We start from the raw sequence: 24845 nt of genomic DNA, 5'->3' as shown, positions 1-24845 counted from the left end.
TCTATTTTGTATAATCGGAACTCAACGTTTAATTAAAGGGGGAAATATGTACGCCATTGCTTTTGATCTCGATACTTCTATGTTAAAAGAGCTATACTCCACCGAGAGTTGGCAAAATGCCTATGGTGATATTAAAAAGACGCTTGAATCTTTAGGTTTTGATCATCAACAAGGTAGCGTATATTTTGGTAACGAGGATATGACTGCGGTTAAATGTGTTTTAGCTACACAAACACTATCTAAGACTTACTCTTGGTTTAAGCCGTCAGTTTCAGATATTAGAATGCTTAGAATTGAAGAGCTTAATGATTTATCCCCTGCCTTATAAGCGTTATTCTTTTACTTTATAACCTCTATACTTGTTAGAGGTTTTTTTGTATCTGTTGAAATTTACCTCGCTCATCGCTTAAATATTGACTTTTTTCAAACAAATACTATGTTTTTGCTTTATTCTTTTTCTTGAACTATACGGCTGTTAACCGTATAATTTAGGACTATTTTAACAATTAAAGAGGGCGTATAGAAATGAGAACACAAGTAACAAAAGCAAGATTGGAAGCTAAAGTAAACCTTGATATATACGAATTATTAAAACAAGCCGCCGCAATTACAGGGCGAACCTTAACCGACTTTGTGGTAAGTGTAGCTTATGAAGAAGCCAAAAAAACTATTTCAGAACATCAAATTTTACGTTTGACATTAAGCGATCAGGCTTTACTCATTGACAATCTCAGTAAACCGTTTGAGCCTACTCAGTCAATGAAAAATGCACTTGATGTGTATGAAGAATATCTTTCCGTTGCGGGGAAAAATAATGATAAATGAAAATTTACCTTATTTAAGCGTATTGCCTTTAGAAGATTTGACAATTGATAGGAATTCATTTTCCTGCTCGGTTGAGCCTTTAGAAACCTATTTTTATAAGTATGCTTCTCAAGATGTAAAAAAAGGAATTACAAAGTGTTTCGTGCTTATAAATAAACAACAATTCGGAATTATCGGCTATTACACTTTATCGGCACTATCAATCCCTATTACCGATATACCTCAAGAACGAATAAGTAAAGGTATTCCATATTCTAACATTCCTGCGGTTTTAGTAGGACGATTGGCTATTGATACGAATTTCCAAAATCAGGGGTATGGCAAATTTCTTATTGCAGACGCTATTTATAAGATAAAAAATGCTACGGTAGGGGCTGCAATTTTAGTCGTTGAAGCAAAAAATGATCATGCTGTCTCATTTTATAAGCGACTTGGGTTTATTGAGTTTAAAAATTTGAAAAAAACACACAGAAAATTATTTTATCCGCTAACTTGAAATTTTCTTGAACAGTTGCTTTTTTAGTGGTGTTCAGTTCCGACAATCGGTTTGATTTTTTCCCATTTCCGACAAGATGGGCAATTCCATGATAGTTTGTGTGTTTGGTAACCGCAATGACTGCAACGATAATCAAAGCCTCGTGCAATTCTATCTCCCACGATTTTGTGCAATAAAATCAAACTTTCTTTTGCTTTGCCGTTTTCAGCAGCATCAATTTGGTATTGAATAAAACGATGTAAAATAAATGTACTTGGGTTTTGTTCCAGTTGTTGGTGTAATTTAGTTTGTGCCGCAACAATGCCGTCTTTTTCTGCGATAAGATCCGATAAAGCTAAATCAACCGCACTATTATTGCCGGTTTGGCTTGCCCGAATAAGAAAAAGTTCAAAGTTGTCTAACCGATTTAATTCTTGGTAGCAATATTTTAATGCCGGTAAAATTTCGCTCATGTAATCCGCATTTTGTGTTAGCACATTTTCTAGATGTTGCACCGCACGTTGATATTCTAAATTCACAATATAACGTTCAGCAATGAGGATAGAGGCTCTAACACTCGTTTTTGAAACATTCAATGCTTGTTGCAAAATATGGATTGCTTGAGCTTGTTGTTGCTCATCACTTCCTAAAGTCAGGGAATATTCGCAGTAGTAATGTGCTAATGCAATGTTATCTTCCGTAGGCGAAATTTTGGCAAGTTTCTCGGCAACATTGATCGCTTTTTTCCATTCTTTTGTTTTTTGATAAATGACGGCTAGTTGTTGTAAAGCGTTTTCAGCGTAGTTCGGTTCGTCAATCAATAAAATATAAAGATTTTCAGCTCGATCATAAAAGCCTATCGTCAAAAAATCTTTTGCTAATTGTTGTTTAGCAAGAAGTTTTTGTTCGAATGTATAATTTGGACTGCTATCCAATGCTTGATGAATACGCAAAGCTCTATCAACTTCACCTCGAGAACGATATAAATTTCCTAAGGTCAATTCAGCCTCAAATTGTGAACCTGTTTCAATGTTATTTTCTTGTTCCTGCTTTTGTAGAATATCAAGGAAGAGATCAGCCGCTTTTTCGTGTTGATTAGATAATAATAAATTAATACCTGTTACATAATCACGAGAAAATTTATTGCTAATCGTATCTTGATCTTTTCTTGCACTACGATGCCCCATATACCAGCCGTAAGCTGCTGCAATCGGTAAAAGCAGGAAAAGTAATTCGAGCATTATACAACCTTACTCTCGATTTTTGTTTAATTCATCAATTAACGCTAATTGATGCTTTACTTGGCGAGATAAAAAAAGATTTCTAAATTTTAATTTGATATAAAAGAAAGCGGTAATTAACCAACCTAAAAGCAGACCTAGCCCAAACAAGATAGCCACTAAAGTTGATAAACGTATTTCATTTTGTGCAACTACATAATTAAAGGTAATAATTTGATCATTGTTAGCACCAATAGTTACAGCAACTAAAACAACCGCAATCAATAAAACAAGACCTATAATATATTTGATCATCTCTATCTCCTATAACTTTCTATTTATGGTTAAACTGATTGGAATCGCTAAAAGCTCGGTCATTATGCCAAAAAAATAAAAAAAACGACACTTTACGCGTCGTTTTTTTATATTTTATATTACGAGTAAATATTAACACGCTCTTTCAGTTCTTTACCGGCTTTAAAATGAGGTACATATTTAGCACTTAAATCTACCTTTTCTCCGGTTTTTGGATTACGTCCTATTCTAGATTGACGAAAATGCAATGAAAAACTACCAAATCCTCGAATTTCAATTCTTTCACCGTTTTCTAATGCTTGTGATAATTGTTCTAGAATGTCTTTTACTGCATTTTCTATATCTTTCAAAGGAACGTTAGGATTGGTTGATGCTAAATTTTCGATAAGTTCTGACTTTGTCATAATATACTCCTAGTGCCGGTTGGCATAAATCCTATAATTCATGCCAACCAAAAAGTGAATAAATTATTCACCTTTTGCCGCTTTAAATGCTTCAGCCATTGCATTTGGAATAACAATTTCTTCTTTATTCACATTTGCAACTGCCGCCGCTTCTTCTGCTTGGTCTTTTGCTTTAACAGATAGATGAACGATACGAGATTTACGGTCAACACCGGTATATTTCGCTTCAACAACATCACCAACAACAACTTCATTGCTCAAATCAGCTGTACGAATATAACCTTCAACGCCACTTACTAATTCAACTTTAGCACCTTTTGCGTCAACTTCAACCACTTTAGCACTGACCACAGCACCTTTTTTGTTTACCGCAATGAAATTATTAAACGGATCTTCTTCCAGCTGTTTGATACCTAAAGAAATACGCTCTTTTGCAGAATCAACTTGTAATACAACTGCTTCTACTTCGTCACCTTTTTTATAGTTACGAACAGCTTCTTCACCCGGAATATTCCAAGAAATATCAGATAAATGTACTAAACCATCAATTCCGCCTTCAAGACCGATGAAAATACCGAAATCTGTAATAGACTTAATCTTACCGGAAACTTTATCACCTTTGTTGTGAGTTTCAGCAAACTGTAACCATGGGTTAGGTTTGCATTGTTTTAAACCTAAAGAAATACGACGACGTTCTTCATCGATTTCCAATACCATTACTTCAACAACATCACCTAAATGAACAACTTTAGATGGGTGAATATTTTTATTTGTCCAATCCATTTCTGACACATGAACCAAACCTTCAACACCTTCTAAAATTTCAACAAAGCAACCATAGTCAGTTAAGTTAGTTACTTTACCTGTTAATTTGCTGTTCACCGGATGGTTTTCTGCGATGGCTACCCAAGGATCTTGACCCAATTGTTTTAAGCCTAAAGATACACGCGTTTTATCTTTGTCAAATTTGAGGACTTTAACTGTAATTTCATCGCCGACACTCACAATCTCACCCGGATGTTTAACACGTTTCCACGCCATATCGGTGATATGCAATAAACCGTCAACACCACCTAAATCAACAAATGCACCGTAATCGGTTAAGTTTTTAACAGTACCTTTAACTTCTGAACCTTCAGCTAAGTTAGCTAAAATTTCTTCACGTTCTTGACTATTTTCCGATTCGATGACTGCACGACGAGATACCACAACATTGTTGCGTTTTTGATCTAATTTAATGACTTTAAATTCTTGTTCTTTACCTAATAGGTGATCCGCTTCACGAGTTGGGCGAGTATCTACCAATGAACCCGGTAAGAACGCACGAACACCGTTTAACTCAACTGTGAAACCGCCTTTCACTTTACCGTTGATTAAACCGATAACAGTTGCTTGTTCTTCGTATGCTTTTTCTAAATCAATCCAAGATTCTTGACGTACCGCTTTTTCACGTGAAAGTTTAGTTTCACCGAAACCGTCTTCAACAGCGTCCAAAGCAACGTTTACAACGTCACCCACTTTAACGTCCAATTCACCTTGAGCATTTTGGAATTCTTCCGCCGGAATACGAGCTTCTGATTTCAAACCTGCATCTACGTACACGAAGCCTTTTTCGATAGCAACAACAGTAGCGTTAACGATTGAACCTACACGAGTTTCAAGGTCTTTTAATGATTCTTCAAATAGTTGAGCAAAAGATTCTGACATAATTAATCTTCTAAATTTAAGTTAATAACGACCACTTTAATTTCCATAAAAAGTGGGGCTGATAATAAATGTTTATTCAATCCTTGAATAAACGAGTTCAGATTCCAACGGAGAGTTCATCACACGACTGATATGCTCTAATGCTTGTTTGATCACATCATCAATTGTTAATTCCGTGCTATCAAGTAATAAAGCATCTTCTGCGGGTTTCAAGGGAGCGACTGGACGATTTCTATCACGAAAATCACGCTCTTTTATCTCGGTCAAAATCTGTGCAAAGTTACCATTAATTCCTTTATTTTGCAACTGTTTATGACGTCTTTTTGCTCTTTCTTCCGCACTAGCATCTAAAAAAATTTTTACTTGAGCATGCGGAAATACCACTGTCCCCATATCACGCCCATCTGCAATAAGCCCTTCCCCGTTTGCAAAATCTCGTTGTAATTGCAATAACGCTGTTCTAACTTGTGGAAACACCGCAATTTGAGACGCGGCTTCAGCCACTTCTTGTGTACGAATTTTTGTACTGACATTCTCATTTTGCAAAATGATATTCACTTCGCCATGTTGTGGAATAAATTGAATGTCGAGACTACGGGCTAATTCAGTCAGTGCCGTTTCATCATCAAGTGCCACACCTTTTTTTAACGCTGCCAATGCTGTCACACGATAAATTGCTCCGCTATCTAATAATCGAAATCCAAGTTTCTCGGCTAAGGCATAACATAGCGTACCTTTGCCCGCTCCACTTGGTCCGTCAACAGTAATAATCAGATTTTTATTCATAAATTGAACCTTGATACAAAAATGCGTCATATAATCATGACGCACTTTATTTTTTATTCGGCTAATTTCTTCTCAACAGCCTTCAATCGCTTGTTTATTTTATCAATATCTAAAGTTAATGCGGCAGTTTTACGCCATACCTTATTTGGCTGTAACGGAATTCCGGAAGAATATATTCCCGGTTCTGTGATTGGTCGCATCACCATACCCATTCCAGTAATTGTTACTTTATCACAAATTTCCATATGCCCATTAATAACACTTGCTCCGCCAATTAAGCAATAGCGACCAACTTTCAAACTACCCGCCATAATAACACCGCCGGCAACAGCAGTACCTGTTCCAATATGAACATTATGTGCAATTTGGCAAAGATTATCTATGATTACATTATCCTCAATCACAGTCGCATCAAGTGCACCTCGGTCAATACAAGTGCAGGCACCGATTTCAACATGATTGCCTATAATGACAGTTCCCGTTTGTGGAATTTTAATCCAGCGACCACGATCATTTGCATAACCAAATCCATCACTACCAATTACCGCACCTGATTGAATGAGACAATCTGAGCCGATTTTAACGTTATGATAAATATTGACATTTGCCCAAAGCTGGGTATTTTCACCAATCTGCACATGTTTACCGATAAAGCAACCTGCACCAATCACCACATTGTCACCAAGTATAACTCCGTCTTCAATCACCGCATTAGCCCCAATGGAAACATGTTGACCTAACGTTGCCGTGTCGGAAACGACCGCACTTTGGTGAATGCCTTGAGCCGCTTTGGGTGTGCTGTCCATGTATTGTGCCAAAATAGCGTATGCAACATAAGGATCTTTTACTACGAGCAAATTACTTTGTGCAGAACAGAATTCGATATCACTTTCGGTTACGATTAATGCACCGGCTTGTGATTGAAGCAAATGTTCTCGAAATTTAGGATTGGAAATAAAGGTCAGTTGGTTGTTATCCGCTTTATCTAAAGGTGCTATGTCCGTTACAATAACATCGGCGTTACCACGAATGGTAGCGCCGATTTGTTGAGCCAATTCCAGTAAAGAATATCCTTGCATTACTTAGCCTTTGCAGGAGCTGGAGCCGGAATAGCTTTTAGAACTTCCTCGGTAATATTTTTACCGTCAGCAACATAAATTGCCGTTTTTTCATCCAATACAATTGTAAAGTTTTTGGCTTTAGCTACATTCGTTGTAGCTGTTTGAACCTCTTTTAATAAACGTTGAGTAATTTCGGCATCACGTTTTTGTGCTTCAGCTTGAAACGCTGCAACATTTTTTTGGTGTTCCGCTACCAGCTTGTTAAACTCGTCATTACGTTTTGTTACCAATTTAGCAATTTCATCTTGACGTTTTTTGATATCAGCTTGACGTAATTTCGGTGCATCTTTTTCCAATGCTTTACTTTTTGTTTCAATTTCTTTTTCAAAATTGGCACGTTTTTCAACTAATGCTTTATCTGCTGCTTCCAGTTTTTCTGCTGGTGCTTTAAATTCCTCATTTAATTTTTGAAACTCAAGCAAGCGAGCAGGGTGATTTAAAAACAAGTACTCTGTATTAACAACAGCGATATTATCACTTGCCATTGCAATTGATGAGCCTAATGCGATAGAAAGAGCGGTCAGTTTTACTGCATTTTTCATTGTTTGAATATCCTTAATAAATTAATTTTAATTGAGTTCCGTACAATTTAATTATACGGGTTTCATATCAGACTATTAATTATAGCCGAAAGTTCCCTAAAAAGAACCACCAATACTAAATTGGAATTGTTCAATTTGGTCACCTTGATATTTTTTCAGCGGTTTAGCATAAGAGAATACTAAAGGTCCAATCGGAGAATACCATTGGAACGCAATCCCTGCTGAAGCTCTTATACGAGCTGGGTTCCCGTAGTCAGGTATATTTTTATTTCCAGCAAATGGTTTACCATCTGATTTCCATTTAGTATTCCATACAGAACCGGCATCGGCAAAGATAGAGGTTCTCACTGATCGTTGGTTTTTCTCTGCTACAAACGGCGTCGGAACAATAAGTTCAATACTTGCCAATGTCATGGCATTTCCGCCAACAATATCTTTGCTATGGCATGTATATGTGTTTTGGTTTCGGTTTTGGCTTGTACTTTGCATTGAATTTCCATTACAACCTCTATTCCCTTGATAAATCGCTTTTGGTCCTATTGCACCATATTCAAAACCACGTACAGTTCCTATGCCTCCAGCAGAATAAGTTTGATAAAACGGTAAACGTTTACCGCCAAAACCGTTTGCATATGATCCTGACAATCTACCTGTCAGTACCCAATAATGATCACGATCCAATGGATAAAAACCCTGCACTTCAGCACTCACTTTATAGTATCTGTTATCTGAACCTGGGATTGTTACTTTACCGCCAACATTCGCTCTTACTCCGGAGGTAGGCAAATAGCCACGGTTTAAGCTGTTATAGTTCCAGCCGAATGAAAATTCAAAGTCATGCGATTTAAAATTCCATCTAGCACTATCAGGATACCCCATTGATTTGCGATATAAATCACGATTATATTCTTTCGTCACATTTTTTAATTGGCTATAAATATGCCCTAAACTTAAATAATAGGAGTTATTTTCATTGACCGGAAAACTTAAATTTCCACTTAGACCGTAAGTTGTACGTCCATAGGCGGCTGCTGTATCACTTTTTGAGTTATCGTGTTTTTCAAAAAATGCGTTTCCACCTAAACTTACGCCATCTTTAGTAAAGTACGGTTCGTTATAACCTAAATTAAGACTTGTGCCATAATTGTTGCGTGAACCGGCTAAACTAATCGAGGAACCCATGCCCAAGAAATTATCCTGTTTAATACTTGCCTGATAACTTATACCACTTTCAGTACCATAACCAATACCGAAGTTCAGACTCCCTGTATTGCGTTCTTTGACTCGATAAATGACATCAACTTGGTCGTTAATTTGTTGATTGGTTTGAGTTTCCGTTTCCACTGACTCAAAAAATCCGGTACGCTCTAGACGAATTTTCCCTAACTCAACTAATTGAGATGATAACCAAGCACCCTCTTGTTGACGCATTTCTTGACGTAATGTGCTATCGGCAGTAATCGTATTCCCCTCAAAGCGGATTTGACGAACAGAATAACGATGTCCCGCATCAACAACAAACGTTAAATCAATCGTTTTGTTCTCTTCATTAAAGACTGAACTAACATCTACTTTTGCCGTTGCATAGCCTTGCTCGCTTAATTTTGCTTTTATCAATTGTTCAACACTGCTAACTTCACTACGACGGAAAGTTTCTCCGACATAAATTTTTTTAAGTAACGGTGCTAACTCTTCTGACATACCGCCTACATCACCAACGATTCGGACACTATTTACAGAATACTTATCACCTTCGTTAACTTGAATTCTAACTCTAACCTCAGTTTTTTCGTCATTTAGCTGAACATCAGTACCAACGATTTGAAATTTTGCATAACCATGTTCTAAATAAAAATCACGAATAAGATCCAAATCTTGGTTAAATTGATTGGTATCAAATTTATTCCCAAATAACTTCCACCAAGCATCCGGCTGTAATTCCATCCGCTCTTGTAATTGGCTACTGCTAAATGCTTCATTGCCCTCAAAACGCACTTCTTTCAGTTTTGCCACATCACTTTCTTTTATTTTAAGTTTTACTTCTGCCCGATCATTTGATAATGGATTAACAATTGCCTCTACAGTCGTATTATAACGACCGACAGACTGATAATGATCAACTAAACTTCCACGAAACGCTTCCAATTTTTCCCGATTTAAAATATCACCGCTAGCAAATCCGTTCGCTTTCAAGTTTTCTCGTATTGCTTCACTAGGAATAGATTCATTTCCCTCCACTTTCACTTCCGCAATCACTAAGCGTGGTAATACAGAAATGACTAAGGTATTTCCTTCACGAACAGCTTGCACATTATCATAGCCACGCAAAAATAATAGTCTTACGACATTTGAAATATCACTCTCCGTTGCTTTTTGTCCAATTCGAACCGGCAATCCGGATAACACCGCACTTTCCTTACCTGCTTGAATACCGTTTATACGAATATCTTGCACGACAAACGGTGCGGCAACCAGACCAGTCGAGCCAAATAATAGGCTTGCAATTAACAGTTTTTTCATTGTTAGTTCTATCCTCTAATAAAGAAATATCTAAGAGTCTGTTTATCGATTAAACAAAATCCTGACGATTATAAACGTAAAAAATCATTAAACAATACAAATATTGTTAATATCAATAATAATCCCGCACCAATTTTATACGCAATATTTTGCATTTGCTCAGATAAGGGCTTACCTTTGAGTGCTTCTATGGCTAAAAAAAGTAAATGCCCTCCATCCAATACCGGCAATGGGAATAAGTTCATAATACCTAAATTCACACTAATCAACGCCATAAAGCTGAGATAGTACACAAAACCTATTTCCGAAGATGCCCCAGCACCTTTAGCAATGGAAATCGGACCACTTAAATTTTTAGCTGAAAACACTCCTGTAAACAGCTTACCGATAATTTGAATAGTTAATTTGCTCAATTGATAAGTTTTCTCAATACCTTTTATAAACGCCTCAAAAAAACCATATTTTAATTCTGTACGATATTCATCACTTATAGGATAAATAGTCGGTGCAACACCAACGAACCATTTCCCTTTTTCATTTAAGTGCGGTGTAATCACCTTATCCAGCCATTCTCCATGACGTAATACTTGAACATTGAAACTATCCCCTTTATCAACAAAACTGATAAAATCACGCCATTTCATTGGTTCATTTTGATAATAGATTTGATCACCAATTAATAACCCTGCCCGTTGTGCTGGAGAATTTTCAACGACCTTAGACAGTATCATCTCAATTTTAGTTCTTACCGGAACAATCCCTAATGCACCAAAGGCCGTTTCTTTTTCAGGATCAAAGTTCCATTCAGATAAATCCAATACTTTTCTTTGCTCGATATTTGTTGTTGAGGACTTCAAAAGTGTTAGCGTAACGCTTTCCTCCCCCATTTTTGTAGCAAGAACCATATTGATACTTTCCCAATCCGGTGTCGATGTCCCGTCAATTGCCATAATTTGTGAGTAAGGTTCAAGCCCTGCCTTCTCTGCCAAAGATTGAGGAACCACATTTTCAATAACAGGTTTAATACTGGGGATACCGATAGAATAAACCGTCAAATAGGCTAAAATCGCAAACAGAAAATTTGCTATAGGACCTGCCGCAATAACAAAAGCACGTTGCAAAATGGATTTATTGTTAAAGGCTTGTGATTTTAAGTTGTCAGGAACTTGTTCATTACGTTCATCCAACATTTTTACATATCCGCCTAAAGGGATTGCGGACACGGCAAATTCCGTGCCTTGTTTATCCACTTTAGACCACAAGACTTTACCAAAGCCAATAGAAAAACGATGAACTTTAATACCGCACTTTCGTGCTGCCCAAAAATGGCCATATTCATGTACTGAAACCAATACACCGATAACAATGATAAAAGAACCTAAAGACCAAAGAAATGACATAATAATCTCTACAAGAAATAAAAATAGAAATAAGCAAAAAACGGAACTGCCGCCGTTAAACTGTCGATACGATCCAATATTCCACCATGTCCCGGAATAAGTTGACTGCTGTCTTTAATACCGCACTCACGTTTGAACATACTTTCCGTCAAATCTCCCACTATGGAAATCGCTACTGTAGCAACAGATAAGGAAATAAAAGACAGACGTTCTAACACAAAAAGATCTGCCGGCACAAGATTAATGAAAAGTGCGGCGAAAATACCCGCAGTAATCAAGCCTCCAAATGCCCCCTGCCACGTTTTCCCCGGTGAAACTTTCGGTGCTAATTTATGTTTACCCAATGCTCGACCTGCAAAATATGCACCTGAATCGGCTGCCCAAACTAAAATAAATACATAAAGCAATAGCATTAAACCATCGTAAGGACTAGAAACGTAATTGTCCAAACGTAAACGTAATACAGCGATGAAAAAAGGGATCAAAGTGCAGAAAGCAAAAATAAATTGTAAGAAAGAGGATTTAGCCCAAATTTTTGCCGAAGCAGGATAACGAATAACAAAAAATAAGGCGATGAACCACCAAATTACCGCCATCAATAATACAGGTTCAGCATAGTTTTCAAACACTCTGCCAACTGTTAAAAAATGTGCCTCACCAAAAATCCATAAAAAAATAAAAGCCCCAAACAGCCCAGTAATCATTAAACGCCAAAAAAATTGTTTAACGCCACCAAACTGTGTCCACTCCCAAATACCTAAAGCAACAACGACACCAAGAGATAAAGCAAAATAGAAAGGGGAAAACCATAATAACGCAATCAAAACAACCGCAATTAATACGATAGCTGATAATATTCGTTCTTTAAGCACTACTCTTCTCCATCATTCCGAACTGCCAAAACGACGTTCACGTTGCTGATAAGCCAATATCGCTTGATTAAATTCCTGTTCATTAAAATCAGGCCACAATGTATCGGTAAAATACAGTTCCGCATAAGCAATTTGCCATAATAAAAAATTACTAATTCGTTGCTCACCACTTGTTCTAATTAATAAATCTACTGGAGGTTGTGAACCTGTTGTTAGATGATGTTGAAAAATTTGTTCATCAATCTCATCAATATGCAATTTATTTTCTTTTACCAATTGTACCAATTGACATGTCGCCTGAACAATATCCCAACAACCACCATAATTCGCAGCAATATTTAAAGTAAGTGCGGTATTATTTTCCGTTAATTTTTCTGCTCTTTTGATTTTTTCTTGCAAACGCTCATTAAATTGAGAAACATCACCAATAATTTGTAATTTAATGTTATTTTTATGTAATTTTTTAACTTCAATATCCAGTGTTTGCATAAATAAGGACATCAAAGCACTTACTTCACTTTCAGGACGGCTCCAATTTTCACTGCTAAAGGCATACAACGTTAAAACTTTAATTCCGATTTTTCTAGCATAAGAAACCGACTCTCGGACAGCCTTAATCCCATTTTTATGCCCCCAAATACGCATTTTTCCCTGTTGTTTCGCCCAGCGTCCATTGCCATCCATGATAATCGCAACATGCTGAGGAATATTGTTTAAATTTAATGCTGTTTTCGTCATTATTTAATCGATTTTTATCGAAGTGAAATTCGGTTGCGACTATACCATAAGTTGATACGGCTTGCTATGAAAAGGCAAATAAACAGAAAAAAATCCTCTTTTAATCGGTAAAAAACATAAGTTTAGTCGTTTAGTTTTCAGGCTTAACAAATAAAATCTCAATGTTTTCATCATTAATGCTTTAAAGCTGATATTTTCTTTTATCACCAATATCAAAATGTAAAGGCATTCTCCATTTTTGAAAAGAAACTATAAGAAAAAGTACCGCACTTACGACCGATAAAATATACACCATATAAGTCAAATTAAATTGTAGGCTTAACCAAAGTATCGCAACAAAAAATGGTTGTAAATTTAATGCAAACACACGGAAACAAAAATATTCTTTGAATGCTAATCCCCCTAAAGTCAACAATGCTCCGCCCAGTGCAAACTCCGGTAAATTAAATAGTTGGCAAATTAATGCAGCCCAAGTTGCCATTTGTAATAACAAGCGGATATTTTTTAAATAAATATGCAAAGAAGAGGCACATAACGTTGCTGCAATAAGTATACCGTAATGTGCAATTTCCGGCTTATAAGGTAAAAGTGCGGTCATGATTGCGGCTAAAGTGAAACCGCAACGATATAAAATAACTGTTAGATAATCCCAATGATCCATAGGGGATTTAATTTGAGGATCTGCCATATTATGTTCCTGATGTACGTAAAACAAAGCTATTAGCCAATTCTCTTGCCTGCTTATCTACCAGCAATACATCTTCTATACTGGTAATTACTTGGCTTTCAATTTTTTCTAATACCGCTGTGTTAATTTTTGCTATATCCGTAAATTTTATTCTCTTATTTAAAAATGCTTCAACAGCCATTTCATTTGCCGCATTCAAAGCTGTTGTTGCATATTGTCCTGCTGAGAAAGCCTCTATAGCTAATTTTAAACAAGGATAACGTTGGTAATCCGGTTTTAAGAAAGTCAACCCACTTAATTGATAAAAATCCAATGGTTCAACCCCCGCAAAAGTGCGGTGAGGATATGCCATAGTTTCTGCAATCGGTGTACGCATATCAGGGTTACCCATTTGTGCGATAACCGAACCGTCAATATAACGCACCATAGAATGAATAATAGATTGCGGATGAATAATTACTTCCATTTCATCAGCACTGGCATTAAATAACCAGCGTGCCTCAATATATTCCAACCCTTTATTCATCATCGTTGCACTATCCACCGAAATTTTTTTGCCCATAGACCAATTTGGGTGTGCCACTGCTTGCTCGGGCGTAATATGTTCAAATTCTTTCAAATCTGTATAACGAAAAGGTCCTCCTGATCCTGTCAGTACAATTTTACTGATGCCCAACTGCTTTAATGGACAAAAACCAATTTTTTGTTGAGCTTGAGGAGGTAAAGATTGGAAAATAGCGTTATGCTCGCTATCTACCGGCAAAAGTTGAGCCTTATTCTTTCGTACTTCATCAATAAAAATCTTGCCACAGGTTACCAATGTTTCTTTATTTGCCAATAGGATACGTTTACCTGCTTGTACAGCGGATAACGTCGGCAATAACCCCGCCGCACCGACAATAGCCGCCATTACTTGATCTGCCTCAGGATGAGCAGCAAGTTCGCAAATCGCTTTTTGTCCGCTCAACACTTCAGTTTTACTCTCCAAGAATGCCAACTTTTCTCGCAATTTTTTCGCCGCACTTTCATCATTCATTGCCACAAAGTGCGGTTGGAATTTTATAATTTGCTGTAGCATAAGTTCGACATTTTTACCGCCAACTAATGCAAGAGCTTGATATTGCTCCGGATTCTTTGCAATAACGGAAAGCGTACTGGTACCGATTGAGCCGGTAGAACCGAGAATGACAAGTTTTTGTTTATTATTCATACTATTACAAATTTATCAAATAGATAACAAAAAACGCAGTAAAAACTGCGTTTTCGCTAAATTAATCATATTAGAAATCAAGCAATTCTTTTTCTTTGTCAGCCAAAATTTCATCTACTTTTTTCACGAAAGTATCCGTGATCTTCTGGATTTCATCTTGTGCTTTACGCTCTTCATCTTCACTGATTTCTTTATCTTTTAGTAAGGCTTTAATTTGATCATTTGCATCACGACGCACATTACGGATCGCAATTTTACCTTGCTCACCTTCGCCTTTCACGATTTTAATTAAATCACGACGACGCTCCTCCGTTAATGGCGGAAGAGGAACTCGGATAGTTGTTCCAGCAGAAGACGGGTTTAAACCTAAATCAGATGTTAAAATCGCTTTTTCTACCGCACTAATCAAAGAACGGTCAAATACTGTTACTGCCAAAGTACGTGCATCTTCAGCCACTACGTTTGCAAGCTGACGTAAAGGTGTCGGTGAACCGTAATATTCCACTTGAATACCATCTAACAAACTAGGCTGTGCACGACCTGTACGAATTTTAGCAATATGTGCTCTTAATGTTTCAAGGCTTTTTTCCATACGCTGTTGCGTATCTTTTTTAATTTCGTTAATCACAATAATTCCTTTAAAAATAATAAGATAAGTTTAAAATCTTTGTTAATTTACTACTAATCGCAAATTAACGTCCCTTCTGTTTTACCTAAAATGACATTGTGTAATGCACCCGTTTTGCTCATGTTGAATACACGAATTGGCATATTATGGTCACGAGCAAGTGTAAATGCGGCTAAATCCATAACTTGTAATTCTTTTTCTATCACTTCAGCATAAGATAATTTGTGGTAAAGCACTGCGTTGGGATTTTTCACGGGATCGCAATCATAAACACCGTCAACTTTGGTCGCTTTCAACACAACATCAGCCTCAATTTCAATTCCTCGCAAACAAGCTGCTGAATCTGTAGTAAAAAATGGACTGCCGGTTCCGGCAGAGAAAATGACTACCCGTTTTTCACATAACATTTTTATGGCTTCCGACCAGTTGTATGTATCACAAATCCCATTCAGTTGGAAAGCTGACATTAATTTGGCATTTACATTGGCACGGTGCAACGCATCACGCATTGCCAAACCGTTCATCACTGTTGCAAGCATTCCCATGTGATCACCAACAACCCGATTCATACCTGCTTTAGCTAACTTGGCACCACGAAATAAGTTGCCTCCGCCAAGAACAACTCCAACCTCGACACCCAACCCCAATAACCCTTTGATTTCCAGTGCCATTCTATCCAAGATAGACGGATCAATACCAAAACCCTCGTCGCCTTGCAACGCTTCTCCACTTAGTTTAAGTAGAATGCGTTTATAAATTGGTTGGCTCATTTCCTTACCCCTTTCAATAACCCAGAGACAAAATCTCGCTTATTATAGTTCAACCTGACTAGCGTGCAAGTATTCATTGAAAAATACCCCTAATTATTTTAAACCGGTTTTAAGTCAGGATTAATCTTGAACGCTAATTTATTTACACTTGGATACTGACGTTGGATCAATTGCAATAAAGGCGATTGCTGAAAGAGGAAAGCTTGTCGTACAGTTGCATTAACGACTTCAATCCACATAGTGTCAGATTCAAAATTGATAACACGATAAAACCCCTTGAACTCAATAGGAAATAAATGTTGTATTTGTTCATTTAATTCATCTAACAACGAGGCTTTATGAATCATTTTCATCAATGGAGAAAGTTCCAATAACTCATTGAAATTGATCGGTTTGCTGTATCTCATCTTGATTTTCCAAGTTTTAACCTAATATTTTATGTAGAATTATGACATTGTAACGAATTTCCGTTACAATACGCAGAAAATTTTGTGGTAATGTAAAACAATGATTTTAATTAAAGGGAAACAGTATTTTTGGTCGCAACTGCTATTAAGTGTCATAGCGTTCTTTACTTTACCCGTTGCACAGGATATAGCTCCACAAAAGATTACTAATGATTACCCAAAAACACAAAATGTAATACAGCAACTTTACTATACCGCATCAAATATTCAACAAGTGCAACAGCAACAATTACGACAAATTCGTCATGTTGTTACTGAATCATCAATTCCTTTTCAATTTGTACCGCTCTTTTTAGTTGGACAATTCAGTCATCTCCCCCCTATTCGTGCCGGTCCGTAAAGAAATTAAATTTATTTCAGTGCCAAATATTATTAGGCGAATTTGTTTATTCAATTATAAAAGAAAAATACTATGTTAAGAACTATTGTTACAAAAATCTTTGGCAGTCGTAATGACCGCATTTTACGTCGTTTAGCTAAACAAGTTAAAATTATCAATAAATTAGAGCCTGAATTTGAAGGCTTAACCGATGAAGAATTAAAATCCAAAACAACTGAATTTCGTGCAAGATTGAAAAATGGAGAAAAACTGGAAAATTTAATTCCAGAGGCATTTGCAACCGTGCGTGAAGCTAGTAAACGTATTTTAGGCATGCGTCCTTTCGATGTGCAATTAATTGGCGGTATGGTGTTAAACAATCGATGTATTGCAGAAATGCGTACAGGTGAAGGAAAAACCTTAACTGCAACCTTACCTTGTTACTTAAATGCCTTAACGGGAAAAGGTGTTCATGTTGTTACCGTAAATGATTACTTGGCTCGCCGTGATGCGGAAACCAATCGCCCCTTATTCGAATTTTTAGGTATGACTGTAGGCATTAATGTTCCGGGGTTATCACCGGAGGAAAAACGTGCCGCCTATGCAGCAGATATTACTTACGCAACAAATAGTGAATTAGGCTTTGATTATTTGCGGGATAATCTTGCACATTCAGCTCAAGATCGCTTTCAAAAACACTTACATTATGCTTTAGTAGATGAAGTGGATTCTATTTTAATTGATGAAGCCCGTACGCCGTTAATTATTTCCGGTCCGGCTGAAGACAGTTCCGAGTTGTATATGGCAATGGATAAACTGATTCCAATCCTTATCCAACAAGATAAAGAAGATACTGAAGAATATCAAGGTGATGGGGACTTTACACTGGATCTGAAAAATAAACAGGCTCATTTAACCGAACGTGGACAAGAAAAAATTGAGCAATGGTTAATGGAAAAAGGTTTTATTAATGAAAATGAAAGCCTCTACTCCCCTGCTCGTATTTCTTTATTGCATCATATTTACGCTGCCCTACGAGCACACAAACTATTTGAGCGTGACGTAGATTACATTGTAAAAAACGGTGAAATTGTTATTGTTGATGAACACACCGGTCGTACAATGGCTGGTCGTCGCTGGTCTGATGGCTTACATCAGGCAATTGAAGCAAAAGAAGGCGTTCAAATTCAAGGAGAAAACCAAACCGTTGCTTCCATCACTTATCAAAACTATTTCCGTCTGTATGAAAAATTGGCAGGTATGACAGGGACAGCGGATACTGAAGCATTTGAATTTCAACAAATTTATGGTTTGGAAACCATCGTTATCCCAACCAATAAACCAATGATTAGAGATGATCGCACTGATATTATGTTTGAGAACGAAAAATATAAATTTGATGCGATCATCGAGGATATTAAAGACTGTGTTGCACGCAATCAGCCGGTATTAGTAGGTACGATCTCTATCGAAAAATCAGAGTTACTTTCCAATGCACTAAACAAAGCAGGCATCAAACATAATGTCCTGAATGCCAAATTCCATGCTCAAGAAGCTGAAATTATCGCCAATGCGGGATATCCAAGTGCGGTCACTATTGCTACCAATATGGCAGGGCGAGGAACTGATATTGTACTGGGCGGTAACTGGAAAGCGGAAGTGGCTAAATTAAACGATCCAACAGAAGAGCAAATTGAGGAAATTAAAGCCGCATGGCAAATTCGTCATGATACAGTAAAACAAGCCGGTGGATTACATATTATTGGAACAGAACGTCATGAATCCCGCCGTATCGACAATCAATTGCGTGGTCGTTCGGGTCGTCAAGGTGATCCCGGTTCTTCTCGTTTCTACTTATCCTTAGATGATGCTTTAATGCGTATTTATTTAACAGAAGGTAAATTAAACTTCATGCGTAAAATGTTCACAGAAAAAGGTGAAGGCATGGAGTCAAAAATGCTAGCGAAAGTGATTGCTCAAGCACAAGCAAAAGTTGAAGCACATAACTTTGACGGACGTAAAAATCTGCTTGAATTTGATGATGTTGCAAATGATCAACGCCATGCAATTTACGAACAACGTAATGCTTTACTGGATAATGAAGATATTGCCGAAACTATTCAGGTCATTCGCCAAGATGTCTTCAATCATGTCATTGATGAATATGTCCCGCCGCACTCTTTGGAAGAACAATGGGATATTCCTGCATTAGAAACCCGTTTGAAGCAAGACTTTGCTCTTGATTTGCCGTTAAGTAAATGGCTGGAGGAAGACAATACTTTCAATGAAGATGTATTACGTGAACGTGTTTTAACAGTTGCTATTTCTGAATATAAACGCAAAGAAGAATTGGTAGGTCAGGAAACTATGCGTAATTTTGAGAAAGGCGTTATGTTACAAACTCTTGATGAACTATGGAAAGAGCATTTATCGGCTATGGATCATCTACGTCGAGGTATTCATTTACGTGGTTATGCACAAAAAGATCCGAAACAAGAGTACAAAAAAGAATCTTTCCAAATGTTTACTGACATGTTAGATACATTAAAACTAAGCGTCATTACTACATTAAGCCGAGTACAAATTCGTACTCAAGATGAAGTAGAAAAAGCGGAACAGGCTCGTCAAAAAATAGCTGAGCGTGAAAATGCCGCAATGCAATACCAAAATAATGAAGGAACATCATCACTTCACGAAAAATCAGAACATAAGATAGGACGCAACGAATCTTGCCCTTGTGGTTCCGGAAAAAAATATAAGCATTGCCATGGTAGCAAAGCAAAATATTAATTAATATGGCGGTGGAAATTTCCACCGCACTTTTTAGGATAAAACCATGATAAAACCAACAATCCAAGTTGCCGCTGGCATTATTCGTAACGAGTTTGGACAAATTTATCTAACTCAACGACTAGAGGGACAGGATTTTGCTCAATCATTAGAGTTCCCCGGTGGAAAAGTGGATCAACATGAAACACCTGAACAAGCACTGGCTCGTGAATTAGAAGAAGAAATCGGTATTCATGTTCTAAGTGCGGTGCTTTTTGAACGTTTTTCTTTTGAATATCCAACTAAGATTATTCAATTTCATTTTTATCTTGTCGAACAATGGATTGGAGAACCGTTTGGACGAGAAGGCCAAGAAGGTATGTGGGTCGATCAAAATGAGCTTGATGACAGTCAATTTCCTCCTGCCAATTTTAAACTTATTCAACGATTACTAGCAGAAAAATAGCGATAACAATTATCTTCTCGTTATATCAGCTTTATAATCGTATACAAACAAGAGGGCATTTACAAATTTAGCATTTTACGTCCGCAATAACATTCAAAATTCTTTTATCTGATATAGGATATTTAGTGCCTAGTTGTTGAGCAAATAAACTAACTCTTAATTCCTCGATCATATAAGGAATTTCTTTAACTTCACTCGAGTGCGGTTTAGATTTCGGCAGTTTTGCTAAAAGTTGTTGGTACGCATGACTAACCTGTTCTACTCTGAGCATTGCAGCACGATCACGATTAATATCTTGTGCTAATTTATCAATACGCTTATCAATTGCCTGTAAATAACGTTGAATATCAGACAAACGCCCATAACCTGTTTTCGTTACAAATTCCGGATAAATAAGTCCATTCATTTGTGTTTTTATATCAGCAAAAGCAAATGCCATTGTAAAATCCATTTTTCCTTTCAGGCGTTGATTGATTTCAAAAGTCAAGGTCAGGATTTTTTCAACTTGCTGTGCAATTTCCACTGTAACCTCATTCAGATTTTCTCGAATAAAATCACGCAATCTCTCAAAATCAGTTTCATTCCAAACCAAACCGCCAAAATCAGCAATAAGTTTATCCACGGCACAAGCAATGCAATCATCAATTAAATCTAAAACTCGTCCGAAAGGCGTAAAATACAAGCCTAACTTCGATTTGTTCGGCAATTTTTCATGTAAATATTTAATCGGCGAAGGCACATTTAATAGCAACAAACGACGTAATCCTTGCTGCATAGTAACTTGCTGTTCAAGCTCTGTTTCAAATAGTTTAATGCCGACTGAATCTTTTTCATCAACAATAGCAGGATAAGCCTTAATGCTAAAACCTTGTTTTTTCTGTTCATAAAATTGCGGTAGTCGAGCGAAATTCCAAACATGAATACCGCTTTGTTCAATACCACTATCTGCAACGCAGGAAATACTTTTTTGCACTTTATCTTTTAGGCTAAATTTCAATTGATCTAAATCAAGGCTTTCGGCAATTTTGCCTCCCTTTTCATCAATGACCCTAAAGGTCATTCTTAAGTGCGGTGGAATCTGTGCTAAATTCCATTCTTCAACTTCAATCTGAACTCCGCTCATACGACGCAATTCATGACTAAGCGTTTCTAGCAAAGGTTTGTCGGTTTGCGTTATTCGACCTAAGAAAGCACTGGCATAGTTAGGTGCGGGTACAAAATTACGGCGTAAAGATTTAGGTAAAGATTTAATTAAGGCAATAACTAATTCTTGGCGTAATCCCGGAATTTGCCAATCAAATCCTTTCATTTCAACCTGATTTAATAGTGGCAATGGAATATGCACCGTCACACCATCTGCCTCTATACCAGGTTCAAATTGATAAGTTAATTTTAATTTTAAATTGTCTTGATACCAAAAATTGGGGAAATCTAATGTGTTGATATTGGCATTGTCTTCGTTCATCAGAAAAGACTTTTCAAAATTCAACAATTCAGGTTCTTGTTGTGCTTTTTTCTTCCACCAACTATCAAAATGTTTTTGTGAAACAACATCGGTACCAATCCGTTGATCATAGAAATCAAATAAAGCACGCTCATCAACTAAAATATCCCGACGACGTGTTTTATGTTCCAATTCTTCAATTTCCTTAATTAATTTTTGATTGGCAAAAAAGAATTTGTGTCGGGTATTCCAATTTCCCTCTACTAAAGCGGATTGAATAAAAATTTCTCGGCTGGTAACAGCATCAATAGCACCATAATTAGCAAGCCTATTAGTTACAATGGGGATACCATAAAGACTGACTTTTTCATTTGCAATCACTTGTCCTCGAGACTTTGACCATCGAGGTTCTGAATAACTGGATTTAACCAAATGTTTCGCTAACGGTTCAATCCATTCCGGCTCAATATCTGCCATTATTCTTCCCCAAAGTTTAGAGGTTTCCACTAATTCGGCTGCTACAACCCATTTAGGTTGTTTTTTAAATAAAACGGAATTGGGGAAAATAGAAAAATGTGCATTTCTTGCCCCTAAATATTGCTGTTTTTCATTTTCTTTCAATCCAATATGGGATAGCAATCCACTTAAAAGTGCGGTGTGAATTTGTGCATATTCAGCCTCATGAGAATTTATGGGCAACCCCATTTCACGCACGGTTAAACGAATTTGATGATAAATATCTTGCCATTCACGAATACGTAAATAATTTAAATACTCTTTTCGACACAAGCGACGAAATTGATTTTTGCTTAAAATTTTCTGTTGCTCTTGAATGTAATTCCACAAATTTAAATAAGCTAAAAAATCTGATTTTTTATCAGCAAAACGACGATGTTTATCATCCGCAGATTGTTGTTTTTCTTGCGGTCTTTCTCGAGGATCTTGAATAGATAAGGCAGCAACAATAATCATGAGTTCATGTAAACAAGAAAATTGTACCGCACTTAATAACATTTTAGCCAAACGAGGATCAACGGGTAATTGTGCTAACTGCTTACCAATAGCGGTAAGCTGGCGTTTCTCTCCTTGCTTGTTTTTTTTCCATTCAAATGCCTGCAACTCCTCCAAGAGCTTCATACCATCTTGGATATGACGTTTATCCGGGGCATCAACAAAAGGAAAAGCTTCTATATCATCTAAACCTAAGGCGGTCATTTGCAAAATAACCGATGCCAAATTGGTACGAAGAATTTCAGGATCGGTAAATTCCGGACGATTATTAAAATCATCTTCCGAATACAAACGAATACAAATCCCTTCAGACACACGCCCGCAACGACCTTTACGCTGATTAGCGGAAGCTTGTGAAATTGGCTCAATCGGCAAACGTTGTACTTTAGTGCGGTAGCTGTAACGTGAGATTCTCGCCGTGCCGGGATCAATAACATATTTTATACCCGGTACAGTTAATGAAGTTTCCGCTACATTAGTTGCCAACACGATACGCTTTAAATTACTCGGGTGAAAAATTTTATTTTGTTCTTGTGCTGAAAGACGAGCAAAGAGCGGTAAGATTTCTGTATGTTTTAAATCTAATTTTTGTAATGCTTCTGCAGTATCTCTGATTTCCCGCTCCCCATTTAAGAAAATTAAAATATCACCGGAACTTTCAGCCTGTAGCTCATCTACCGCATTTAAAATACCTTGTAACTGATCTTGATCCTCTGCCTCCACAATTGGACGATAACGTACTTCTACAGGGTAAGTTCTACCGGAAACTTCTATAATCGGGGCATGATTAAAATGTTGAGAGAAGCGTTCTACATCAATCGTCGCTGAAGTAATAATTACTTTTAAATCAGGACGCTGAGGCAACAGCTGTTTTAAATAACCTAAAATAAAATCATTGTTTAAACTGCGTTCATGTGCTTCATCAATAATGAGCATATCATATTGATTTAAAAAACGATCAGATTGAATTTCTGCCAATAAAATTCCGTCTGTCATTAATTTAATTTGTGTTTCATCGCTGATTTGATCATGAAAACGAACTTTATAACCCACGACTCCACCGAGTTCCATATTTAATTCTTCCGCAATTCTTGCAGCTACGGAACGTGCAGCAATGCGACGAGGTTGAGTATGTCCTATCAATCCCTTCTGCCCAAAACCCAATTCTAAACACATCTTTGGTAATTGAGTGGTTTTTCCTGAACCGGTTTCTCCAGCAATAACGACTACTTGGTGTTCCCGAATAAGTTTCTGGATTTCAGCTTTTTTTTGATTGACCGGCAAGTTTTGTGGAAATTCCATTTTTTGTACCGCACTTTGTCGTTGTAAAAAACGAACTTGTGCCTGTTGAATTTGCTGTTCAATTTCCACTATCACCTTGTTGATATTCGTAGGATGTTTAAGTTGATTCATGCCCTTGATACGAGCAAACAAACGACGCCGGTCAATCGACATCATGTCGTTAAGCTGTACCAATAATGCCTGCTGTTGTGTGCTAAAAACATTTTTTTTATTATTCTTCATTATTCTTATTTTCAAATTTAGTCAATCATGTAACGCTAAAAATTATTTATCCAGTTTTTCCAATAAACAAAGACAAAATCCCCGCTGCAATTAACGGTCCAACAGGAACACCCCCTAAAAATGCGACACCCAAAATAGTCCCTACTAATAAACCTGTGAGTAGCGAAGGTTGCGTCCCCATTAAATTCACACCACGTCCTCCAAACCATGCAACAAGCACACCTACCGCCATGGCTAAAAACATTTTCCAATGAATAAGTGCGGTCCAATTCGGCAACTGAACCTTGCCTGAAACGATGGGACTAAGTACGCCAATGGTAAGAATAATAATACCAATATTAACTCCATACTTTTCCGTAAAAGGAATATATTTGGCTAAAAATGTTTGTTGCATTAAAAGTAAAATAGTTGCGGAAATGGTTATGGAGCTATTATTGCCTAGTACACCAAGCAAAATAAGGCTGACTAACAATAAAGCAATTGAGTTAAACTGTAACGACATTGAAATATTCCTAACGGATAATTAATTCTCATAAAACGGTGCTAATTATAGCAATTTTCTACATGCTTGCGACTTTTTCGTTATCAATAAAAAAGACATTACAGCAATTATTTAACAACATT

Annotated in this window: 24 protein-coding genes; 6 read left to right on the top strand and 18 right to left on the bottom strand. The window is 37.0% G+C overall.

What is annotated here, in order from left to right:
• Window positions 1-46 precede the first annotated feature (46 nt).
• The 3 genes from HNR69_RS00185 (at window position 47) to HNR69_RS00175 (ending at window position 1321) form a co-directional block, all read left to right on the top strand.
• On the top strand, window positions 47-328 hold the full coding sequence (locus HNR69_RS00185; RefSeq protein WP_012340591.1) for a virulence factor: 282 nt from the start codon (window positions 47-49) through the stop codon (window positions 326-328).
• Between the two features lie 197 nt (window positions 329-525).
• Complete coding sequence (locus tag HNR69_RS00180; RefSeq protein WP_012340592.1) at window positions 526-825, top strand: type II toxin-antitoxin system TacA family antitoxin; 300 nt, start codon at window positions 526-528, stop codon at window positions 823-825.
• Window positions 815-1321, top strand: a complete 507-nt coding sequence (locus tag HNR69_RS00175; protein WP_075293929.1) for a GNAT family N-acetyltransferase — start codon at window positions 815-817, stop codon at window positions 1319-1321. Before HNR69_RS00180 ends, HNR69_RS00175 begins: the two co-directional genes overlap by 11 nt.
• 23 nt (window positions 1322-1344) lie before the next feature.
• On the opposite strand, the gene lapB is transcribed toward HNR69_RS00175, so the two are convergent.
• From lapB to HNR69_RS00095, 16 genes are all read right to left on the bottom strand, one after another.
• Complete coding sequence (gene lapB, locus HNR69_RS00170; protein ID WP_075293930.1) at window positions 1345-2541, bottom strand: lipopolysaccharide assembly protein LapB; 1197 nt, start codon at window positions 2539-2541, stop codon at window positions 1345-1347.
• Window positions 2542-2550: 9 nt separating this feature from the next.
• Window positions 2551-2835 (bottom strand): lipopolysaccharide assembly protein LapA domain-containing protein, encoded by a 285-nt coding sequence (locus HNR69_RS00165; protein WP_075293931.1) that lies wholly within the window; start codon window positions 2833-2835, stop codon window positions 2551-2553.
• A gap of 119 nt (window positions 2836-2954) precedes the next feature.
• Window positions 2955-3239 carry an integration host factor subunit beta gene (locus HNR69_RS00160; protein WP_011609129.1) on the bottom strand — a complete coding sequence of 95 codons (285 nt, stop codon included), beginning with the start codon at window positions 3237-3239 and terminating at the stop codon, window positions 2955-2957.
• A gap of 63 nt (window positions 3240-3302) precedes the next feature.
• Window positions 3303-4946 carry a 30S ribosomal protein S1 gene (rpsA, locus tag HNR69_RS00155; RefSeq protein WP_012340597.1) on the bottom strand — a complete coding sequence of 548 codons (1644 nt, stop codon included), beginning with the start codon at window positions 4944-4946 and terminating at the stop codon, window positions 3303-3305.
• A gap of 72 nt (window positions 4947-5018) precedes the next feature.
• Entirely contained in the window at window positions 5019-5732 is a 714-nt protein-coding gene (gene cmk, locus HNR69_RS00150; protein WP_075293932.1) for a (d)CMP kinase, read from the bottom strand.
• Between the two features lie 53 nt (window positions 5733-5785).
• Window positions 5786-6811 (bottom strand): UDP-3-O-(3-hydroxymyristoyl)glucosamine N-acyltransferase, encoded by a 1026-nt coding sequence (gene lpxD / locus HNR69_RS00145; protein ID WP_075293933.1) that lies wholly within the window; start codon window positions 6809-6811, stop codon window positions 5786-5788.
• Complete coding sequence (locus tag HNR69_RS00140) at window positions 6811-7395, bottom strand: OmpH/Skp family outer membrane protein (protein WP_012340600.1); 585 nt, start codon at window positions 7393-7395, stop codon at window positions 6811-6813. The genes lpxD and HNR69_RS00140 overlap by 1 nt, the downstream gene beginning before the upstream one ends.
• Before the next feature lie 96 nt (window positions 7396-7491).
• Window positions 7492-9915, bottom strand: coding sequence for an outer membrane protein assembly factor BamA (gene bamA, locus HNR69_RS00135; protein ID WP_075293934.1), 2424 nt, complete (start codon window positions 9913-9915; stop codon window positions 7492-7494).
• Window positions 9916-9983: 68 nt separating this feature from the next.
• Window positions 9984-11315, bottom strand: coding sequence for a sigma E protease regulator RseP (gene rseP, locus HNR69_RS00130; protein WP_075293935.1), 1332 nt, complete (start codon window positions 11313-11315; stop codon window positions 9984-9986).
• 8 nt (window positions 11316-11323) lie between these two features.
• On the bottom strand, window positions 11324-12187 hold the full coding sequence (locus tag HNR69_RS00125) for a phosphatidate cytidylyltransferase (protein ID WP_075293936.1): 864 nt from the start codon (window positions 12185-12187) through the stop codon (window positions 11324-11326).
• Between the two features lie 12 nt (window positions 12188-12199).
• A complete protein-coding gene (gene uppS, locus HNR69_RS00120) occupies window positions 12200-12925 on the bottom strand; it encodes a polyprenyl diphosphate synthase (protein ID WP_011609137.1) in 726 nt (241 codons plus the stop codon).
• Window positions 12926-13106: 181 nt separating this feature from the next.
• Window positions 13107-13613 (bottom strand): DUF2301 domain-containing membrane protein, encoded by a 507-nt coding sequence (locus tag HNR69_RS00115; protein WP_075293937.1) that lies wholly within the window; start codon window positions 13611-13613, stop codon window positions 13107-13109.
• A gap of 1 nt (window position 13614) precedes the next feature.
• Complete coding sequence (ispC, locus tag HNR69_RS00110) at window positions 13615-14823, bottom strand: 1-deoxy-D-xylulose-5-phosphate reductoisomerase (RefSeq protein ID WP_075293938.1); 1209 nt, start codon at window positions 14821-14823, stop codon at window positions 13615-13617.
• A 70-nt stretch (window positions 14824-14893) separates the two neighbouring features.
• On the bottom strand, window positions 14894-15451 hold the full coding sequence (gene frr, locus HNR69_RS00105) for a ribosome recycling factor (protein ID WP_075293939.1): 558 nt from the start codon (window positions 15449-15451) through the stop codon (window positions 14894-14896).
• 53 nt (window positions 15452-15504) lie between these two features.
• The gene (gene pyrH, locus HNR69_RS00100; RefSeq protein ID WP_075293940.1) at window positions 15505-16221 is read right to left on the bottom strand and encodes a UMP kinase; all 717 of its coding nucleotides are present in this window, start codon (window positions 16219-16221) and stop codon (window positions 15505-15507) included.
• Between the two features lie 98 nt (window positions 16222-16319).
• On the bottom strand, window positions 16320-16628 hold the full coding sequence (locus HNR69_RS00095) for a DciA family protein (protein ID WP_075293941.1): 309 nt from the start codon (window positions 16626-16628) through the stop codon (window positions 16320-16322).
• Between the two features lie 100 nt (window positions 16629-16728).
• Between HNR69_RS00095 and secM the strand changes: the two genes are divergently transcribed.
• The 3 genes from secM (at window position 16729) to mutT (ending at window position 20242) form a co-directional block, all read left to right on the top strand.
• A complete protein-coding gene (gene secM / locus HNR69_RS00090; protein WP_075293942.1) occupies window positions 16729-17028 on the top strand; it encodes a secA translation cis-regulator SecM in 300 nt (99 codons plus the stop codon).
• Window positions 17029-17100: 72 nt separating this feature from the next.
• The gene (gene secA / locus HNR69_RS00085) at window positions 17101-19797 is read left to right on the top strand and encodes a preprotein translocase subunit SecA (RefSeq protein ID WP_075293943.1); all 2697 of its coding nucleotides are present in this window, start codon (window positions 17101-17103) and stop codon (window positions 19795-19797) included.
• Window positions 19798-19843: 46 nt separating this feature from the next.
• Complete coding sequence (mutT, locus tag HNR69_RS00080; protein WP_011609145.1) at window positions 19844-20242, top strand: 8-oxo-dGTP diphosphatase MutT; 399 nt, start codon at window positions 19844-19846, stop codon at window positions 20240-20242.
• A 67-nt stretch (window positions 20243-20309) separates the two neighbouring features.
• On the opposite strand, the gene hrpA is transcribed toward mutT, so the two are convergent.
• Together hrpA and HNR69_RS00070 are read right to left on the bottom strand one after the other, a co-directional pair.
• On the bottom strand, window positions 20310-24221 hold the full coding sequence (gene hrpA, locus HNR69_RS00075; protein ID WP_221265052.1) for an ATP-dependent RNA helicase HrpA: 3912 nt from the start codon (window positions 24219-24221) through the stop codon (window positions 20310-20312).
• 46 nt (window positions 24222-24267) lie between these two features.
• Entirely contained in the window at window positions 24268-24723 is a 456-nt protein-coding gene (locus HNR69_RS00070; protein ID WP_011609147.1) for a DUF441 domain-containing protein, read from the bottom strand.
• Window positions 24724-24845: the final 122 nt, after the last annotated feature.

It is taken from the genome of Histophilus somni, assembly GCF_014202395.1.
Classification (GTDB): Bacteria; Pseudomonadota; Gammaproteobacteria; order Enterobacterales; family Pasteurellaceae; genus Histophilus; species Histophilus somni.
This window is presented reverse-complemented; position numbering and strand designations above follow the sequence as displayed.

Coding starts and splice junctions, on each gene's coding strand:
- HNR69_RS00185 (WP_012340591.1), top strand. CDS start 47: ATGTACGCCATTGCTTTTGATCTCGATACTTCTATGTTAAAAGAGCTA.
- HNR69_RS00180 (WP_012340592.1), top strand. CDS start 526: ATGAGAACACAAGTAACAAAAGCAAGATTGGAAGCTAAAGTAAACCTT.
- HNR69_RS00175 (WP_075293929.1), top strand. CDS start 815: ATGATAAATGAAAATTTACCTTATTTAAGCGTATTGCCTTTAGAAGAT.
- lapB (WP_075293930.1), bottom strand. CDS start 2,541: ATGCTCGAATTACTTTTCCTGCTTTTACCGATTGCAGCAGCTTACGGC.
- HNR69_RS00165 (WP_075293931.1), bottom strand. CDS start 2,835: ATGATCAAATATATTATAGGTCTTGTTTTATTGATTGCGGTTGTTTTA.
- HNR69_RS00160 (WP_011609129.1), bottom strand. CDS start 3,239: ATGACAAAGTCAGAACTTATCGAAAATTTAGCATCAACCAATCCTAAC.
- rpsA (WP_012340597.1), bottom strand. CDS start 4,946: ATGTCAGAATCTTTTGCTCAACTATTTGAAGAATCATTAAAAGACCTT.
- cmk (WP_075293932.1), bottom strand. CDS start 5,732: ATGAATAAAAATCTGATTATTACTGTTGACGGACCAAGTGGAGCGGGC.
- lpxD (WP_075293933.1), bottom strand. CDS start 6,811: ATGCAAGGATATTCTTTACTGGAATTGGCTCAACAAATCGGCGCTACC.
- HNR69_RS00140 (WP_012340600.1), bottom strand. CDS start 7,395: ATGAAAAATGCAGTAAAACTGACCGCTCTTTCTATCGCATTAGGCTCA.
- bamA (WP_075293934.1), bottom strand. CDS start 9,915: ATGAAAAAACTGTTAATTGCAAGCCTATTATTTGGCTCGACTGGTCTG.
- rseP (WP_075293935.1), bottom strand. CDS start 11,315: ATGTCATTTCTTTGGTCTTTAGGTTCTTTTATCATTGTTATCGGTGTA.
- uppS (WP_011609137.1), bottom strand. CDS start 12,925: ATGACGAAAACAGCATTAAATTTAAACAATATTCCTCAGCATGTTGCG.
- HNR69_RS00115 (WP_075293937.1), bottom strand. CDS start 13,613: ATGGCAGATCCTCAAATTAAATCCCCTATGGATCATTGGGATTATCTA.
- ispC (WP_075293938.1), bottom strand. CDS start 14,823: ATGAATAATAAACAAAAACTTGTCATTCTCGGTTCTACCGGCTCAATC.
- pyrH (WP_075293940.1), bottom strand. CDS start 16,221: ATGAGCCAACCAATTTATAAACGCATTCTACTTAAACTAAGTGGAGAA.
- HNR69_RS00095 (WP_075293941.1), bottom strand. CDS start 16,628: ATGAGATACAGCAAACCGATCAATTTCAATGAGTTATTGGAACTTTCT.
- secM (WP_075293942.1), top strand. CDS start 16,729: ATGATTTTAATTAAAGGGAAACAGTATTTTTGGTCGCAACTGCTATTA.
- secA (WP_075293943.1), top strand. CDS start 17,101: ATGTTAAGAACTATTGTTACAAAAATCTTTGGCAGTCGTAATGACCGC.
- mutT (WP_011609145.1), top strand. CDS start 19,844: ATGATAAAACCAACAATCCAAGTTGCCGCTGGCATTATTCGTAACGAG.
- hrpA (WP_221265052.1), bottom strand. CDS start 24,221: ATGAAGAATAATAAAAAAAATGTTTTTAGCACACAACAGCAGGCATTA.
- HNR69_RS00070 (WP_011609147.1), bottom strand. CDS start 24,723: ATGTCGTTACAGTTTAACTCAATTGCTTTATTGTTAGTCAGCCTTATT.